The following is a 17592-nucleotide window of genomic DNA, read 5'->3' on the forward strand; positions in this document are numbered from 1 at the left end:
TTTAGCAAAAATTGTAGATAGAGAAAAGAGTTGGATAACGAGATGAATGCAAAAAGGCAGTTGTGGATTGCGGTTATATGCATGTGTTTTATTGTAGCTATTGGAACAACCGGATTTATGATGATAGAAGAGATTAGTTTGTTCCAAGCCTTCTGGATGACAATGATTACAGTATTAACGGTTGGGTATGGAGATGCAGTTCCGCTAAAACAAGCTGGGAAGGTTTTTGCGCTACTCATTATTCCTGTTGGAGTAGGGATTGTTACATATGCAATCGGGGTAGTAGCAGCCATGATTATTGAAGGGAATTTATTTCATGCAGTGCGGAGGAAGAAGATGGATAAAAAAATAGCAGCGTTACAAGATCATATTATCGTATGTGGTTGCGGTAGAGTAGGGCTTCAAGTTGTACACGAGTTACAGGAAAAGAAGATTCCATTTGTTGTTGTTGATAAAGAGGAATCTGTATTAGAGAAAGAAAAGCTTTTATATGTACATGGCGATGCAACTGAAGATCAAGTGTTACATAAGGCGGGGATTACAAGGGCGGCTGGTTTGGTAGCAATTGTTGCGAATGATGCTGAAAATGTATTCATTACTTTAACAGCGAGAGGGCTAAATAGTACAATTAAAATTGTGGCTAGAGCGGAAAAGCCCGAAACAGAAGGGAAATTACGTCGTGCTGGTGCTAGTAAAGTAATTAATCCATCTAGTATGGCAGGTATTCATATTGCAAAAGGAATTGCCAACCCATTAACGGTTCATTATATTGATACGGTGCTTTATGGAACTGAACAGGCTTTTGCGATAGAAGAAATTCAAATTGGTGAAGGGTCCTTTTTAATCGGAAAAACATTGATAGAAAGTGATGTGAGAAACCAATTTGACGTTACTATTTTAGCGATTTTACGAGATGGAAATATTATTCATAATCCAACAGGGCAGGAAAAATTACAAGAACATGATATGATGATAGTATTTGGTCCAGTAAAGAAACTGGAGCAATTTGAGAAAGAACTACAAAGTATGAGGTGAACAGGAATGCAAGTATCTAGTGATAAGATTTTAAATAAAATGGAAAATGAAATTGCGAAAGCAAAAAGTAGTGGGGGACAGAAGGCGAAGGAACATTTATTAGTTGTGCGTGCTTTATGTGATTTGCTATTAGACGAACAGGGTGAATCTAGTACGTATGTAGAACCTAAAATACAACCGCAAGTGATAGCATCTCATCAGGTGGCAGTAGCCCCACAAGTGGTATCTGTTTCAGGAGAACCTGTATATATGAAGGAAGAAGATGCAAATGGAAACTCTTTATTTGATTTTTAACGTTTAAATCATTTGGCTTATATGTGAAAATTTCTTATTATAAAGATAAAAAAGGGGAATTCTAATGAAAATTTTCTTTTTATTAGGTTGTATTGCAGCAGGTTTATCTGTAGTATTAGGGGCTTTTGGAGCCCATGGTTTAGAAAACAAAATATCTGCGAAAATGTTAGAAGTTTGGAAAACTGGTGTTACATACCAAATGTTTCATGCTGGCGGTTTATTCGTTGTTGCATTATTAATGGATAAGATTCAATCTTCTCTTTTAAGCACAGCAGGTTGGTTCATGGTAGCGGGGATTATTATGTTCTCTGGAAGTCTATATGCATTAAGTACAACAGGCATTAAATTCTTTGGTCCCATTACACCGCTTGGTGGTGTAGCGTTTATTATAGGGTGGATTTTACTCGGAACTGCGGTTGTAAAAGGGTTATAAAAAGGCAAAAGCTGGCATTTGCCAGCTTTTTTTATGCTCTCGGTGCATAAGTTGCTTGTTGACCAGGTAAATACATAATTTCTTCCGGAAATTCAACATAATCTAAGTAAATCATAAGCAATAAGTAACGTTTTCCCGATTGTGGTTCACTAATGACGATATGATCGCGTCCAGCTGCTTCAATAATGCCCGTATAAGATTGTGTGCCAAGTGAACTGCCGCGCTCGTATGTCATAACAACTGTCGCCTGTTTCCCTTTGTTTAAGCGAAGGATGTTTTCAATATAGGATTGTTCTAATGGTAGCATACCTTGAGATATTGCAAACTGTGCTTGGGCAGCCTGCTGTTGCATTGCTTGTTGCTGCATTGCTTGTTGTGGCGGCGGTGTCATTTGTTGCTGCCTTTGTTGTATATATCCCCCTGAAGGTTGATAAAAATATGGATTTTGTTGCTGTGTCATTCAAAAATCCCTCCTTATTTGTATTCCTTAATATACTCCTGGACAGTTCTCACCAGATGGCTGGAAAAAGCAATGTTTTTTAAATCTTCCAGAATTTTGCTGATCATACCAAGTTGGTGGGCAAGGACCTTCAGGTCTGAAAAACCATAAAGCAAAATTTGCAGGCCAAAAACGTTGCCCTTGAATCGTGCGTCTGGCAAGCGCGATATCTTGTTCCCGTGCTCGCTGATAAAAATAGCCTTTCTGGGTTGCTTCAAAACCACCAGGACTTTGAAATACCATTTGTTGTAGATTACGTATCTTCTTAAAGTCTAAACAATTTCCTCTAACACGATTTACACCGACATTCCCAACCAGCAGCATGCCTTGTTGTCCTTCCCCTTCAGCTTCAGCTCGCATAAGTCTTGCTAATAATTTTACATGTTCTTCTGTATAGTTGATAACACCCATTATGTTTCACCTCTCTTGTTGAAATGCACTTGAGAAAGAGGGTTATTTCTAGATGAAGTGTGGAATAATTACTAGTTCATACGTATGAGAAAAAGGACTCAGATATGACAACCAAACAAAGTTTTAAGAAGGTGCATAATAAAAAAGCTAGCGATTTGCTAGCTTTCTATTATCCGAATATTTTTGACCACATATTAGAGAAGAAGTCACCAATTGATCGCATCGTTAACGTGAACCAATTTGCTTTTTCTACTTCTTCTGTTGTTTTTGCGACGATTTTCATTTTTTTGTTTCCGTCTAAGAATCCATATTGGTCAGTTGACTCTAAAAAGAGCGAGCCTACTGTTGCTCCTTTTTTGATTGGAGCAACTAATTTTCCGTCTTCAGCAATTGATTTATCTGCTTCATTTGAAATTTTATAAGATGGTTTGCTTCCTTTTTTTGTGATGACCGTTATCTCTTTTTCAGGTATCACATTTACAGTGTCTTCCTTTCCTTTTATAACAGAAAGAGTATTGTTTTTATCTATTTTTAATTTCTGTTTTTCAAAGTTATTAAATCCGTAGTCGATTAATGCACGTGATTCAGTAAATCGTTCATCCATTGATTTTGTTTTAATAATTACAGAAATAAGACGTAAGTCACCACGCTTTGCTGTAATCGTAAATCCATACCCAGCTGTATCTGAACTTCCTGTTTTTAAACCATCCGTTCCTTCGTAAGCGAAAGTGGCACCTGGTAGCATCCAGTTCCAGTTTTCCATGCGAATTGGTTTTGGATGATTATCTGGAAAGTTTCTAAATCTTTGTTTTGTATCCTCTAATATTTCTGGATACTTTGTAATAATTGATTTTGATAAAATACCCATGTCGCGAGCTGACAAGGAGTTCTCTCCATTTGGATCTGTTCCTTCAGGATGTTTTCCTTTTAAATCAGCATTATTTAACCCAGTAGCATTTACAAATTTATATTTCTTTAACCCTAGTTTTTTTGCGTGTTCATTTGCGAGAGTTAAGAAGTCTTTTTCATTTCCTGCAAGAAGTTCAGCCAGCGCAACGCTGGATCCGTTTGCAGAGAAGATAACAATAGACTGATATAACTCTTTAACGGTATACTGCCTTCCTTTTTCGAAAGGAACGTTAGAGAATTCATTATTACGGGAAACTTCATAAGCATAATCAGAGATGTTTACTTTTGTATCCCAAGTAATTTTTCCTTCTTTAATAGCTTCTAAAACAGAGTAAACAACAATAAGTTTTGACATACTAGCGATAGCTAGTAATTCATCTGGGTTTTGTTCATGCAGTATTTTTCCTGTATCTGCATCAAACAAAATAGCAGCGGCAGCTTCTATATGTATTTTTTCTTCTGCATAGGAATTTGTTACTCCTAAGGTAAAAAATGACAATAGAAACAGTAGTAAAATAGATGAAATTTTCCTCATATACATTATCACCTTCGCATCGTTATTAGCATATAGCTCGTACCATTTTAGCATAATTTTGAATATAAGAAGTTTATAATTTAATGGGAAATACGAAAAGATTTTGTCTGTTTTTGTACAAATTTGATGAAAATAGGAGATTTTTGAGGTTTTTGATTAGATAATAAGAAAAAGGAGCGAAATTCGCTCCTTTTTCTTATTATACGTATAAAAATTTCGCTACTTTTTCAGTCGGTAAGATGTTACCAACGAAGAATGTTCCGAATTCCCCATAGCGAGCACTTACTTCATCAAAGCGCATTTCATATACAAGCTTTTTGAATTGAAGGATATTATCAGCGAATAACGTTACGCCCCACTCATAATCATCGAAGCCAACAGAACCAGTAATAACTTGGCGTACTTTTCCAGCATATTGACGACCAATTTTACCATGGCTGTACATTAATTTTTTGCGTTCTTCCATCGGAAGCATGTACCAGTTGTCATCACCTTGACGACGCTTGTCCATTGGATAGAAGCAAATATGATTTGCTTTTGGTAATTCAGGGTATAAGCGTGCTAGGACTTGTGGGTTTTGGTATGGATCTTCATCAGCTGGAAGGTAGTTACTTAGTTCAACAACAGATACGTAAGAGTATGCAGGAACCATATATTCAGCTAATGTTGTTTTATTTAATTCTGTTTCAATTTCATTTAACTCTTCCATTGTTGGACGTAAAATCATAAACATAATATCAGCTTTCTGACCAACAACAGTATACATAGCGTGGCTACCTTGTTTCGCAGACGCTACTTTATTCCATTTTTCAATAACATTTAAAAATTCAAACATCGCTTGTCCGCGTTCGTCACTAGATAATGTTTTCCATGCTGCCCAGTCAATAGAACGTAAATCATGTAAACAATACCAACCATCTAACGTTTTTGCTGCTTCACTCATTTCCTTCACCTCGGTTAATGATATTTTACACGTTAACTATAGCATATATAGTTTTAAAGTCACCCATGGAAAGCTTTCGTGCATAAAATTGTCACAATTATAAATGCTAGGGGAGCGGAGTGTGTATCAATTTCTTTTGTTTTTCGGTAAAAAATTACGGTTATGAAAACAACAAGGGCCATGGACTTACTTTCTCTATGTGCTTATACATGGCATGGGACAAAAAAAGGCCTTGACCGGCTTCTATGTATGATCGGATGCTCTTTCTCATCTAAAAAGAAAGGTTGTTTTATCAATACCTTATAATAGATTTTCTGTGCTGAATTTTATGAAAATATAATCATTTTTATTTTACCTATTTTTTAGGAGCTATAAGTTTAAAATAGAGAAGAAAAGAAGTATTCTTAAAGATAGAGTTTTTTTAAACATTTGTAGGAGGGTTTATTCGTGAGCGATTTATTTACAGCAGTAAAAGAAAAAGTTCAAGGAAAAGGCATTTCTATCGTACTTCCTGAAGGAACTGATGAAAGAATTTTAGGCGCTGCAGAGCGTTTAGCAAAAGAAGAATTAGTAAAACCAATCTTAGTTGGTAATAAAGAAGAAATTAGCGCAAAAGCTGCTAGCATGAATTTAACATTAGCAGGCGTTGATATTTACGATCCAGCTACATATGAAGAAATGGATGCAATGGTAGCATCTTTCGTTGAACGCCGTAAAGGTAAAGCGACAGAAGAGGATGCTCGTAAAATTCTTAAAGACGAAAACTATTTCGGTACAATGCTTGTATATATGGGAAAAGCACACGGCCTAGTAAGTGGTGCAGCTCATTCTACAGCTGACACAGTTCGTCCAGCACTTCAAATTATTAAAACAAAACCAGGCGTTACGAAAACTTCAGGCGTATTTATTATGGTACGTGAAGATGAGAAGTATGTATTCGCTGACTGCGCAATCAATATTGCACCAAACAGCCAAGATTTAGCTGAAATTGGTATTGAAAGTGCAAAAACTGCTGAACTATTCGGCATTGATCCACGCGTTGCAATGTTAAGCTTCTCTACAAAAGGTTCTGCGAAATCTCCAGAAACAGAAAAAGTTGTAGAAGCAACTCGCATTGCAAAAGAAATGGCGCCTGAATTAACATTAGATGGCGAGTTCCAATTTGATGCTGCATTTGTACCATCTGTAGCAGAGAAAAAAGCACCGGGTTCTGTTATTAAAGGTGATGCTAACGTATTCGTATTCCCAAGCTTAGAAGCTGGTAATATCGGCTACAAAATTGCACAACGCCTAGGTAACTTCGAAGCAGTGGGACCAATCTTACAAGGTTTAAACATGCCAGTAAACGATTTGTCTCGTGGTTGTAACGAAGAAGAAGTGTACAAGTTAGCTTTAATTACAGCAGCTCAAGCACTATAATTGAAAAGCCCCGCTTCATAGCGGGGCTTTTTTGTGTGTTCAATGAATGCTGAAATATTTTTAGAGAGAGTAAACGTTAATTTACTTCATTCGCTACAAAGAAATGTTCGCACACACTTGAAATGCGTTGTAAGTCCACATTCCCACCAGATATTACGGCAACTACTTTTTTGCCTTTTATATATTGATCAATTCTTCCTGTAAGAAGGGCAGCGGTAGCTAACGCACCTGCTCCTTCTACTACAGCTTTTCCACGCTGCAGCAAGTCCTTCATAGCTATTTCCAATTCTTCTTCGGATACAGTTACAATGTCATCCACTAGCTCTTGAACAATTTCAAATGTTAAGTTCCCTGGTATTTTTACTGCACAACCATCTGCTATGGTTGGGGCAACATAATGTTCTATAATTTCCCCAGCATCATAAGAAGCTTTCATTCCATGGACATTATTTGCTTGAACACCAATAATTTTGATAGAAGGGTTAAAAGATTTAAGTGCGACCGCAATTCCTGAAATAATTCCGCCACCACCAATTGGTACAATAACCGTTTCAACATCCCAGAGGTCGTCCAAAATATCTAAGCCAATTGTTCCTTGACCAGCCATTACTTCTACATCATCGTAAGGATGCAAATATGTTTCGCCGGTCTCTTGTATTATTTCTTCACATTTAGCCTTTGCATCATCAAAAGTATTACCATGTAAAACAACTTCAGAACCATATCCTCTAGTCGCATCCACTTTAGCTTGTGGTGCTGAGATAGGCATTACGATCTTACTTTTAATTCCAAGCAAATGGGAAGATAATGCAACTCCTTGTGCATGATTTCCAGCTGAACAAGCAATAACACCACGTGCTTTTTCTTCGTCTGTTAAATTAGAAATTTTATTTAATGCGCCACGAAATTTAAAGGAGCCAGTTAGTTGCATATTTTCAAGTTTTAAATAAATTTCTCCACCTGTTTTGCTTGTTAAATAAAATGATTTAACAAGAGGCGTTTTACGTACATGTCCAAACAAAGTATTTTGAGCTTTTTTTATATCACTGATTGTAAGTGGCAAGGTTTTGTTAATCATACTAACACTTCTTTCAATGGTTTATAATCCAACTCTAATGTTGTTCCTAAATTTTCGTACGTGATTATTCCTTTATAAATGTTGACACCAGATGCTAAAGATGGTTTATGGTCAATAGCATTTTCTAATCCATCTTTAGCGATTGCCAATAAATATTCAATATTTCCATTTGCTAATGCAATAGTCGCTGTACGTGGGGTGGCACCTGGCATATTTGGTACAGCATAATGAATTACTTCATGTTTCATAAATACAGGATCATTATGTGTTGTATAGTGATCGATTGTTTCTACTGTACCACCTTGATCAATTGCGATATCTACGATAACACTACCTGGTTTCATAGATTGAACCATATATTCTTTTACAATTTTTGGTGGTTTAGATCCTGGTATTAAAATTGTTGAAATAAATAAATCTGCATCTTTTATATATTTTTCCAAATTCTCAGTAGTTGATTCAATGATTTCGACAGGGTCATTGCTATATTTTTCTTTTAAATACGTAATTTGTGTTTGATTTATCTCTAAAATAGTCACATGACAGCCAATTCCAATAGCCATGTCACATGCATTAATTGCTGCATTGCCCCCGCCTAAAATAACAACATTTCCAGCTGGAATTCCTTCAATACCTGATAATAAAATGCCTTCGCCTTGATGTTGTTTTTCTAAATAATAAGTTCCCATAAATACTGCACGACGACCAGCAATTGCACTCATTGGCTTTAATAATGTCAATATGCCATCTTCATTAATAGTTTCTCCAGCTATTGCAGTCGTTCCTGCATTTTTCATTGCCTCTACGCATTCTTTAGAAGCAGCTAGATGTAAGAAACCCCATACGATAAGGTCTTTTTTAAAGTAGTGATACTCTGCAGGTAAGGGTTCTTTTACTTTTACCACCATATCAACATTCCAAGCTTCGCCTTGAGATACTAAATTTGCACCTGCATTTATATATTCATCATTTGTATAACCTGATCCTAAACCAGCATCTTTTTGTACTACAACTTGATGTCCATTTGCAACTAATTTTCGAACATTTTCAGGAGTCATCCCTACACGGGCTTCGCCTTTTTTTATTTCTTTAACTACTCCAATTTTCATAATGAACACATCCTTTTAAAAGTGGTGTTTCTTATATCAATATTTACAAACAACGTAAAGTGAAACTTTAATCAGTGGGGAGTTCTTCATCCCTCACTGATTATTAGTTGAACCAATCGGGCATTTACGGACAGTTGATCCCCCACCTATCTTCCTTGTTTCTCTCTGAATCTTGATGTAGGGGGTCTTACTGCCCGTTAATGCGGGATAAATAATAGAAAAACGTATCGAGAACCTGATGCTTTTACGTATTATTTTCAACTCTTGTTTGCCCCTATACGATAGCAATATTCAAAAACATACGTCAACGATTTTGTGAAACATTTCACAAAATGTCTTTATTTTAATTTTAAAAAATTCTATATGGAAATAATGATTGAATAGTATTTTTTCATATGCTAGACTTTGTTACGAATAACATCTCTTCTGAATTGAAAGTAGTGGTTATGTTATATAGCGAGTCATCCATGTACGTTGCATATAGGTGGTACGAGATGGGTACCATAAGATGAAGGTTGCTTGTTAAATGTTTTTACAGTTAGATAGTTACACATATATTTGTGAAAATATTCACAAATATATGTGTAAGGGATGATTCTTCTTCTTTCGTTTTTTATAAGTATTCGACTAAAACTTCTCTTAACTATTACATTTACCATTTTAACTTGATTCACATTTGCATGAAATCGATATAGGAAGTGTCTAATACGACAGCATAAAAATATTTAAATTCATTAGAGATTTTGTTTACTCTGATCAGACAGGAGTGATTATTTTGTCACAACAGCTAAAAAAAGAAATTGGTTTCTTTGCTGCATTAACTACTGTAATTGGAACTGTTATAGGGGCTGGTGTCTTCTTCAAACCAACTGCTGTATACGGCATAACTGGTACAGCGAGCTTAGGGATACTTGCATGGCTAATAGGTGGAATTTTAACTATATGTGCGGGATTAACGGCAGCTGAACTATCTGCAGCGATTCCAGAAACAGGTGGAATGATGGCCTATTTAAAGCGTACTTATGGAAATTTAACAGCATTTCTATTAGGGTGGGCTCAAACTGTTATTTACTTCCCAGCAAATATCGCTGCGCTTGCTATTATTTTTGGAACGCAAACTGTTAACCTACTTGGAATAGATCCGAATGAAAATACAATGCTTATAATAGGAATTGGTATTATTACCGCAACCTTTGTAACGTTAATGAATTTTTTAGGTGCAAAAGCTGCTGGCGGTATTCAGACGGTTTCTACTATATGTAAATTACTTCCTTTAGGCCTTCTTATTATTTTCGGGCTACTACACCAAGGTGATGTAACGTTTCAATTGTTCCCGGTTGAAGCTGGTGCCGATAAATCTTTCATCTCTGCACTTGGTTCTGCTTTACTAGCAACAATGTTTGCATATGATGGATGGATACATGTAGGGAATATTGCTGGAGAAATGAAAAATCCTAAAAAAGATTTACCGAAAGCTATTATTTTAGGATTAGCGATTGTTATGATTGTATATTTACTAATTAACATTGCATTTCTTATGGTTATGTCTGCAACTGCCCTTGCAGGTACTGATACACCTGCTTCTGAAGTAGCGACAATTCTTTTTGGTGCAATGGGTGGGAAATTAGTTAGTATTGGTATCTTGATTTCTGTATTTGGAACAATTAATGGCTATATTATGACTGGAATGAGAATCCCTTATGCAATGGCTTTAGAGAATAAATTACCTTTCAGCAAATGGTTTGCTACATTATCTCGTAAAAGTAGCATCCCTTATAATTCTGGTATTTTTATGTTAGTGATTTCGGTAATAATGATGCTTTTAGGTGGATTTAATACATTAACAGATATGTTAGTATTTGTTATATGGATATTTTATACAATGACGTTTTTTGCAGTTTTTATTTTGCGGAAAAAAGAACCGGATCTTGTACGTCCCTATAAAGTGCCATTATATCCGTTTATTCCAATGGTAGCTTTATTAGGTGGATTATTTATAGTAGTTAATACATTGTTCACACAACCGTTATTAGCATTATGCGGAATAGGATTGACTGCTTTAGGTCTCCCGATTTATTTTTTACAACGCGATAAGCACATTAATGTAAAGAAAGAAATTTAGAAAATAGATTATTGATTTTAATGAAAAAGCACTCCATATACTTGTGAAACTAAGGTAGATCATCAAGTATATGCGAGTGCTTTTTCATTCTTATTGATTTGTTAACTTATATTTAGTGCTTTATTATTACGATCAATAATACGCTGTAAGTTCATTTCGTATAAAGGAACTTCATCTACTGTTAATTGAGACGGTGTTAATTTTGGCGCAAATTGCTGTAACGTTTTTAATAAGCGCATCATTAAATCTTGAACGGTAATTGTTTCACCAAGTAATTCAGATAAAGAAGCCATTGTATTCGGTACGATTTCAGGATACGTGAATCTTGTTTCTGCTCCTTGAATGGCTAAGTTGTAAAAATCGCGAACAAGTGCCGCGCGTTCAGAACCACTTCCAGTAGCACATAAGTAAATTTGTACGGCAACTCCTCCGCGAATACGGCGCTGTGAAATACCTGCGAATTTTTGATCTCGAATGCTTAAATCATAGCTGCCAGGACAATAAGAACCAACAATTTCTTTTGCTTCGATATTAACATCGTAATCTTTTAACATTTCTTTGATTAAATGCCACATTGTATCGTATCCAAGATCGATATCAATTCCTTTGTCCGTTTCTTGAAATAGAAGCGACACATTTAAAACACCTTCATCGAGCACGACTGCAAGACCGCCTGAATTACGAACAATGACATTGAAATTCTTTTGCTTTAAAAAAGAAATTCCCTCTTGTAAATGAGGAAGGCGAGAATCTTGAATGCCAAGAACAATTGTATTGTGATGAACCCAAGAGCGCATTGTGGAGGCTGAAGCTCCATTTCCAATCGTTGTACAAAGTGTGTCATCCATTGCGAATGACTGCAGAGCATGAAATGTATGACCTAAACTAGACTGATCAACGATGCGCCACTCTGATTGAGATAAAATTGAACGGGAATTGCTCATATAACTAACCCCTTATCTATAAAATAACAATCTTTATTATAGCAAAAAAGAGAAGGGGAGGAGGAAGGTTATAAAAACCAAAATAAAAAGGATGCGGTTCATCGCATCCTTTTTATTCTGCAATTTTTTCTAAATTCCCATTTCGATCCATACGAAAAGAGGTTTGCGTCGGCTCTTCATCATCTAATAGTGCTAATTTACGAGCGCGGTTCATAATATTCATGAGCGTTTCGTAATCTTCTTGTACTGTATTAGATTGTTGTTCTAGCTTTTCTAATTTCTTTTCTAATTCTTCATTTCGAAGTATTTGTGCTTTAATTTCCTGTTTCAATCTCGTATTCTCATTTTCGAGTGCTGTTACTTTTATATTTGAAGATCCAACTGTTTGTAAAAAGTAAATAACGTCTTGCATTGTAATAGAAGCTTTAGAAACAGTTTGTTCCTGGTATGGAGTAGCTGTTTCTGTAACGGGTTCCTCACGGGTGGAGATGACAGGTGAAGCGGGCGGTGTATAAAGTAGGCGCTTTTTAGCCTGTTCACCACTAGCAGCACGCATTTTATCTTTTCGATGTCTTTTGGCTAGCTGCAACGCTTGTTCATAACTATAACGAACAACAGCATTCCAGCGGAAACCACAAGCGGCTGAGGTGCGATTTAATTGATCTCCCACTTCTTCAAAGGCATTTAATTGTGTACTTCCTTCTCGAACATGACGTAGTACGGTTTCAGCAAGTAATAAATCATCTTCGTCTGTCCAAGCATCTTGTCTTACTTTCATAGATTCAACTCCCTTTCTTTTTATAAACTTCCTATTTTTATAATGGACAAAAGAAAATGCTTTTATACAAAGCTGTTAAAAATATAGTAGATTTTGATGGAAGTAAGAAATTGGTATGCGAATGAAGGAGGTTTATAAAGGGAAAAATGAAGGGGAAAGTGAGCTGTTTCGCCCCAGGGAAACTCTAGGGGAAAACTTGCATCAAGCCCCAAAGAACGGTAAAATACCATTTAGTGTTTATTGTTAAATGTACTTGTGAAAAGTTTAAAATAGAGGAAGTGTTATATAAAATGGGAAACGAATTTCGTGTGTGTGATGATTGTCAGGCGACGAACATTAAGACCTTGATACCAAAGCTAAAAAAAGTAGATTCATGTGCAAGTATAGAAGTTGGATGTCAATCTTATTGTGGACCAGGTCGTAAAAAATCATTCGCTTTTGTAAATAATCGTCCAGTCGCAGCACCAAACGAAGATGAACTGATTAAGAAAATTGAAGCAAAACTCAATAAGTAAGAAGAGTGAATCGTTTACTCTTCTTTTTTGTTGTTAAAATTCAAAATTATTTTTAAATAACGATATGATCGGCATATATAGAAAGGAATAAACTTCCTACTTATGATATAGGTTTCATATTAATTACATACGTTTAATATGGCAAAATAATAGTTGACATATTTTTGTAACGATAGGTAGAATAGAAGGTGTGATTGTGAGAATCATTATCAAATTAGGGTGGGTACCCGATTTTCTTTTTGCTGTTTCTTGAGAATAAATTTCAATTTATTAAATATATGTTGTTGGTTAGGATGGTTGAGGGATGGAAGCAAGCGTGAGGAGTATGGAGCAAGAAGCAAGTGTGAAAGATATTAAGAGCAGACCGCTTATTGCTTCTATTATTTTAATAGCAGGAACAATTTTGTTAGCTTTAAGTATGGCAACCTCCATTTCATTTGGTGCAGCGGACATTAGTTTAAAGACTGTATGGCAAGCTGTCTTTCAGTTTGCTGGTTCTTTGACACATCATAATGTCATCTGGGAACTGCGTATGCCTAGGGCGATAGGCGGTGTTGTTGCCGGAGCATTTTTAGCTGTATCAGGTGCTATTATGCAAGGAATGACGCGAAATCCACTTGCATCTCCATCATTGATGGGAATTACAGACGGGGCAGTATTTGGGATTGCGATTATGTATGCATTTTTCCCAAATTCACCGTATTTAATGTTTGTTATCGCTTCTTTTGTGGGAGCGGCATTTGGTGCAAGTATTGTATACGGAGTTGGTGCTTCTTCACCGGGTGGACTCACGCCTGTTAAGTTAGCATTAGCTGGAGCGGCAATTAGCGCTCTACTTGGGGCCATTTCATCTGGTATCGCACTTTATTTTAATCTTGCTCAAGAGGTGAGCATGTGGAATGCAGGCGGTGTTGCTGGTGTGAAATGGGAAAGTATCGATATGCTGCTACCCATTGGGCTTGTTTGTCTCGTCATCGCGATTATGATGTCGAGGTATATTACAATCTTAAGTTTCGGTGAAGAAATTGCGATTGGACTTGGACAAAATACAACATTAATTAAATTTATCGGAACTGTACTTGTTCTTGTATTAACAGGTTCAGCGGTATCTATGGCGGGGTCTGTTGGATTTGTCGGACTTGTAATCCCGCATATGACACGCTTTCTTGTCGGTTCAGATTATAGATGGGTTATTCCGTGTTCTGCTGTATTAGGCGGATTGTTAATTGAATGTGCGGATATGTTATCTCGTATTATTAATCCGCCGTTTGAAACACCAATTGGAGCGATTACAGCGCTCATTGGCGTTCCATTCTTCCTCTACTTAGCGCGTAATGAAGGGAGAGGGAAAATGTGAAGACGAGCGTCTTAACAAAAAAGAACATTTCAATTTTAACCATTTTATCTTGTTTAATTATCTCAGTATTTCTTATTAGTTTAAATACAGGAACGTTTAAAATCCCTCCAATAGACGTATTAAAATCATTGGTCGGAATTGGCGCGGAAGATCAGTCAGTTATTTTATTTGAGTTTCGTATGCCGCGTATGGTTATTGCTATATTAGTTGGTTCAGCATTGGCGATGTCAGGTGCCATTATGCAAGGGTTATCACGAAATCCCCTTGCTGATCCTGGGATTATCGGTATTAATGCTGGAGCGGGATTGACAGTTGTTGTTTTCGTATACTTCTTTTTTGGAAAAGTAGGGACTGGTACTCTTCTGTCTGTATTCATTTTGCCATTCTTTGCATTAGTTGGTGCAATACTAGCGGCAGTCATTATTTACGTATTGGCATGGAAGGACGGGGTTTCATCTACTCGTTTAATACTTGTTGGTATCGCAGTTGCAGCTGGTTTTAGTGCTGTGAGCTTAATCTTTTCAATGAAAATGACATCGAATGATTTCCGTTTTGCAACGATTTGGTTAGCGGGAAGTTTATGGGGAACAGACTGGAAATTCGTATTAAGCGTACTTCCGTGGATGCTCGTCTTTTTACCGCTTGCGATCTGTAAAGCACACGTGTTGAATGTAATGAATTTAGGCGATGCTGCGGCAGTTGGACTTGGTGTAAATGTAGAGAAAGAACGGCGTAAATTATTATTTATTGCAGTTTGTTTAGCGGGGGCGTCTGTTGCCGTTGCAGGTGGAATTGGTTTTATCGGTTTAATGGCACCGCATTTAGCAAGGCGCCTAGTTGGTGGGAAGCATCAAATTATGTTGCCGGTAGCAGCATTAATTGGAACATTCCTGCTATTATTTGCAGATTTAATTTCACGAAGCGTGTTAACAACATCAGAAATACCGGTCGGTCTTGTTATTTCTGTAATTGGTGCACCATATTTTATTTATTTACTTATGAAGACAAAATAAAGGGAGGCATTTTGTATGGCGACTTTAGCGGTTGATTCGGTATCAGTTGGTTATAATGACGGATTAATTATCGATGGATTATCAGTTGAAATTCCAGAAGGGAAAATTACAACAATTATTGGGCCGAATGGATGCGGGAAATCTACATTGTTAAAAACAGCTTCTCGTATTTTGAAAGCAAAGCGAGGTACTGTTTACCTAGATGGGAAAGCAATTGAGAAACAGCCAACAAAAGAAATCGCAAAGAAGATGGCGATTTTGCCACAAACTGCAGAAGTACCAACGGGTCTTACTGTGTTTGAACTAGTTTCTTATGGCCGTTTCCCTCACCAAAAAGGATTTGGTACGTTAAAGGAAGAAGATTATCGCTATATTCATTGGGCTCTTGAAGTAACAGGAATGACAGAATTTGCGAATCGTCCAGCAGAAGCTTTATCAGGTGGTCAACGTCAACGTGTTTGGATTGCAATGGCCCTTGCGCAAGGTACGGATTTACTTGTGCTAGATGAGCCAACAACATACTTAGATATGGCGCATCAGTTGGAAGTGTTAAATTTATTAAAAAAATTGAATCAAGAAGAAGGCCGAACAATCGTTATGGTTATTCATGATTTAAATCATGCTTCTCGTTTTTCTGATCATATGGTTGCTTTAAAAGCTGGTAAGTTAATGAAGCAAGGGACACCGGATGAAGTGATGACAAGTGAAACGCTTCGCGACGTGTTTGAAATTGAAGCGCAAATTGTTCCATGTCCTGTGAATTGTAAACCAATTTGTTTAACATACGATTTAATGATGATTAATAATCAGTTGCGTAAAAAGGCATAAATGAATTCTTCCCCTCTTATTTTGAGAGAGGGGGAGGAATTGTAATGGACGTTGAGCTTCTCCTGTGAATTGAGAAGTTGAACGCCCGTTAGAATCGGGGATATAAAACATTTAATAATTATATATTAATCAAATGTTTTATGTAGTTTCTTATAGTTACATACAACTTATAAGAGAAATACATCTAGAAGGAGTGGGAATATGAAGAAATTCAAAATGACGTTACTAGCAATGGTACTAGTAGTTACTTCTGTATTATTTGCAGCGTGTTCTTCTGATAAGAAAGAAGACAAAAAAGCAGATGCGAAGGCTGAAGAGCGTACTGTACAACACGCAAAAGGAGAAATTAAAATTCCTGCGAATCCAAAGAAAATTGCTGACCTTAGTGGTTCAACAGAAGAGTTATTAATCTTTGGAATGAAACCAATCATTACTGCAAACACGTCTCAAGAAAAAATTGATGCGCATATTGCAGATAAATTAAAAGGTGTAAAACCAGTTGGCTCTGCATGGGGCGATAAAATTAATATCGAAGCAGTAGCTGCTGCAAAACCAGATTTAATTCTTGTGAACAACCGCCAAGAAAAAATCTATGATCAATTATCTAAAATTGCACCAACAGTTATGTTAAAAACTCCATTAGATCAATGGCGTCCAAAGTTTGAAGAGTTAGGTAAAATCTTTGGTAAAGAAAAAGAAACAACTGCATGGTTTAAGAAATATGAAGACAAAGCAAACAAATTACACGATAAAATCGTTGCAAAAACTGGCGATGCAACATTCATGAAGATGGCTGCATATCCAAATGCATTCCGCGTATACGGTGACTACGGTTACGGTAGCGTAATCTTCAAAGATTTAAAATTACCAGCAGTTAAAGGTACACCAACTGATAAGCCGCTTGTGCAAGTACAAAAAGAAGCTTTAATTGATTACAATCCAGACTACTTATTCGTATTCACAACTGGCGATGGTTCTCAGCGCTTAAAAGAATTCCAAGAAGAAACAATTTGGAAAAACATGAACGCGGTTAAGAATAATCACGTATTTACAATCAAGAATGAAGACCTAAACAAAGGTTACTTCCCACTTGGTAAAGACATGATCTTAGACGAAGTTGCTGAATTCATTTTAGGAAAATAATAGATTAAAAAAAATCACTTCTGCCTTGGCAAAAGTGATTTTTCTTTATATGTAAATCCATTTTGATTTTTCGACATATAACCCGCTGCTATGAAGAACAAAAAGTGAACTACACTCATTTTCTCTCTTTGTTTTCACTTGGCATGGGGCAGGAAGAGGAACTGACCGCTTCTATGCATGGCCGTATGCTCTCTCCCACCTAAAAAGAATGGTTTTATGTCATTTTT

Annotated in this window: 18 protein-coding genes; 10 read left to right on the forward strand and 8 right to left on the reverse strand. The window is 36.5% G+C overall.

What is annotated here, in order from left to right:
• Positions 1-42 precede the first annotated feature (42 nt).
• The 3 genes from ACX5JI_RS20370 to ACX5JI_RS20380 all read left to right on the forward strand — a co-directional run bounded on the left by ACX5JI_RS20370 (position 43) and on the right by ACX5JI_RS20380 (position 1762).
• Positions 43-1035 (forward strand): potassium channel family protein, encoded by a 993-nt coding sequence (locus ACX5JI_RS20370; protein ID WP_459502884.1) that lies wholly within the window; start codon positions 43-45, stop codon positions 1033-1035.
• Between the two features lie 6 nt (positions 1036-1041).
• A complete protein-coding gene (locus ACX5JI_RS20375; RefSeq protein WP_459502855.1) occupies positions 1042-1329 on the forward strand; it encodes a YwdI family protein in 288 nt (95 codons plus the stop codon).
• A 64-nt stretch (positions 1330-1393) separates the two neighbouring features.
• Positions 1394-1762, forward strand: coding sequence for a DUF423 domain-containing protein (locus ACX5JI_RS20380; protein WP_459502856.1), 369 nt, complete (start codon positions 1394-1396; stop codon positions 1760-1762).
• Between the two features lie 31 nt (positions 1763-1793).
• Here ACX5JI_RS20380 and gerQ read toward each other — a convergent pair whose 3' ends face one another.
• The 4 genes from gerQ to hemQ all read right to left on the reverse strand — a co-directional run bounded on the left by gerQ (position 1794) and on the right by hemQ (position 5059).
• The gene (gene gerQ, locus ACX5JI_RS20385; protein WP_459502857.1) at positions 1794-2222 is read right to left on the reverse strand and encodes a spore coat protein GerQ; all 429 of its coding nucleotides are present in this window, start codon (positions 2220-2222) and stop codon (positions 1794-1796) included.
• Between the two features lie 27 nt (positions 2223-2249).
• Positions 2250-2672 (reverse strand): cell wall hydrolase, encoded by a 423-nt coding sequence (locus ACX5JI_RS20390; RefSeq protein ID WP_459502858.1) that lies wholly within the window; start codon positions 2670-2672, stop codon positions 2250-2252.
• 169 nt (positions 2673-2841) lie between these two features.
• Positions 2842-4122, reverse strand: coding sequence for a serine hydrolase (locus tag ACX5JI_RS20395; protein ID WP_459502859.1), 1281 nt, complete (start codon positions 4120-4122; stop codon positions 2842-2844).
• Between the two features lie 193 nt (positions 4123-4315).
• Positions 4316-5059 carry a hydrogen peroxide-dependent heme synthase gene (hemQ, locus tag ACX5JI_RS20400; protein ID WP_459502860.1) on the reverse strand — a complete coding sequence of 248 codons (744 nt, stop codon included), beginning with the start codon at positions 5057-5059 and terminating at the stop codon, positions 4316-4318.
• A 447-nt stretch (positions 5060-5506) separates the two neighbouring features.
• On the opposite strand from hemQ, the gene pta reads away from it, so the two are divergent.
• The gene (pta, locus tag ACX5JI_RS20405; RefSeq protein ID WP_003202407.1) at positions 5507-6478 is read left to right on the forward strand and encodes a phosphate acetyltransferase; all 972 of its coding nucleotides are present in this window, start codon (positions 5507-5509) and stop codon (positions 6476-6478) included.
• 76 nt (positions 6479-6554) lie between these two features.
• Here pta and tdcB read toward each other — a convergent pair whose 3' ends face one another.
• Together tdcB and ald are read right to left on the reverse strand one after the other, a co-directional pair.
• Positions 6555-7556, reverse strand: coding sequence for a bifunctional threonine ammonia-lyase/L-serine ammonia-lyase TdcB (tdcB, locus tag ACX5JI_RS20410; RefSeq protein WP_459502861.1), 1002 nt, complete (start codon positions 7554-7556; stop codon positions 6555-6557).
• Positions 7553-8665: an alanine dehydrogenase gene (gene ald / locus ACX5JI_RS20415; protein ID WP_459502862.1), complete on the reverse strand. Its 1113-nt coding sequence runs from the start codon at positions 8663-8665 to the stop codon at positions 7553-7555. Before ald ends, tdcB begins: the two co-directional genes overlap by 4 nt.
• A 766-nt stretch (positions 8666-9431) precedes the next feature.
• Between ald and ACX5JI_RS20420 the strand changes: the two genes are divergently transcribed.
• A complete protein-coding gene (locus ACX5JI_RS20420; RefSeq protein WP_505307674.1) occupies positions 9432-10787 on the forward strand; it encodes an APC family permease in 1356 nt (451 codons plus the stop codon).
• A gap of 101 nt (positions 10788-10888) precedes the next feature.
• Here the strand turns inward: ACX5JI_RS20420 and lipL are convergent, their stop codons facing one another.
• Together lipL and ACX5JI_RS20430 are read right to left on the reverse strand one after the other, a co-directional pair.
• Positions 10889-11731, reverse strand: coding sequence for an octanoyl-[GcvH]:protein N-octanoyltransferase (lipL, locus tag ACX5JI_RS20425; RefSeq protein ID WP_459502863.1), 843 nt, complete (start codon positions 11729-11731; stop codon positions 10889-10891).
• A 112-nt stretch (positions 11732-11843) separates the two neighbouring features.
• Positions 11844-12509, reverse strand: coding sequence for an RsfA family transcriptional regulator (locus ACX5JI_RS20430; RefSeq protein WP_459502864.1), 666 nt, complete (start codon positions 12507-12509; stop codon positions 11844-11846).
• 290 nt (positions 12510-12799) lie between these two features.
• Here ACX5JI_RS20430 and ACX5JI_RS20435 point away from each other — a divergent pair, with 290 nt between their 5' ends.
• From ACX5JI_RS20435 to ACX5JI_RS20455, 5 genes are all read left to right on the forward strand, one after another.
• Complete coding sequence (locus ACX5JI_RS20435) at positions 12800-13024, forward strand: YuzB family protein (RefSeq protein ID WP_335358351.1); 225 nt, start codon at positions 12800-12802, stop codon at positions 13022-13024.
• Positions 13025-13328: 304 nt separating this feature from the next.
• Complete coding sequence (locus tag ACX5JI_RS20440; RefSeq protein WP_459502865.1) at positions 13329-14381, forward strand: FecCD family ABC transporter permease; 1053 nt, start codon at positions 13329-13331, stop codon at positions 14379-14381.
• On the forward strand, positions 14378-15394 hold the full coding sequence (locus ACX5JI_RS20445; RefSeq protein ID WP_459502866.1) for a FecCD family ABC transporter permease: 1017 nt from the start codon (positions 14378-14380) through the stop codon (positions 15392-15394). Before ACX5JI_RS20440 ends, ACX5JI_RS20445 begins: the two co-directional genes overlap by 4 nt.
• A gap of 15 nt (positions 15395-15409) precedes the next feature.
• Positions 15410-16222: an ABC transporter ATP-binding protein gene (locus ACX5JI_RS20450; protein WP_459502867.1), complete on the forward strand. Its 813-nt coding sequence runs from the start codon at positions 15410-15412 to the stop codon at positions 16220-16222.
• 201 nt (positions 16223-16423) lie between these two features.
• Positions 16424-17365, forward strand: coding sequence for an ABC transporter substrate-binding protein (locus ACX5JI_RS20455; RefSeq protein WP_459502868.1), 942 nt, complete (start codon positions 16424-16426; stop codon positions 17363-17365).
• Positions 17366-17592 lie beyond the last annotated feature (227 nt).

The organism is Bacillus sp. C1, assembly GCF_054570475.1.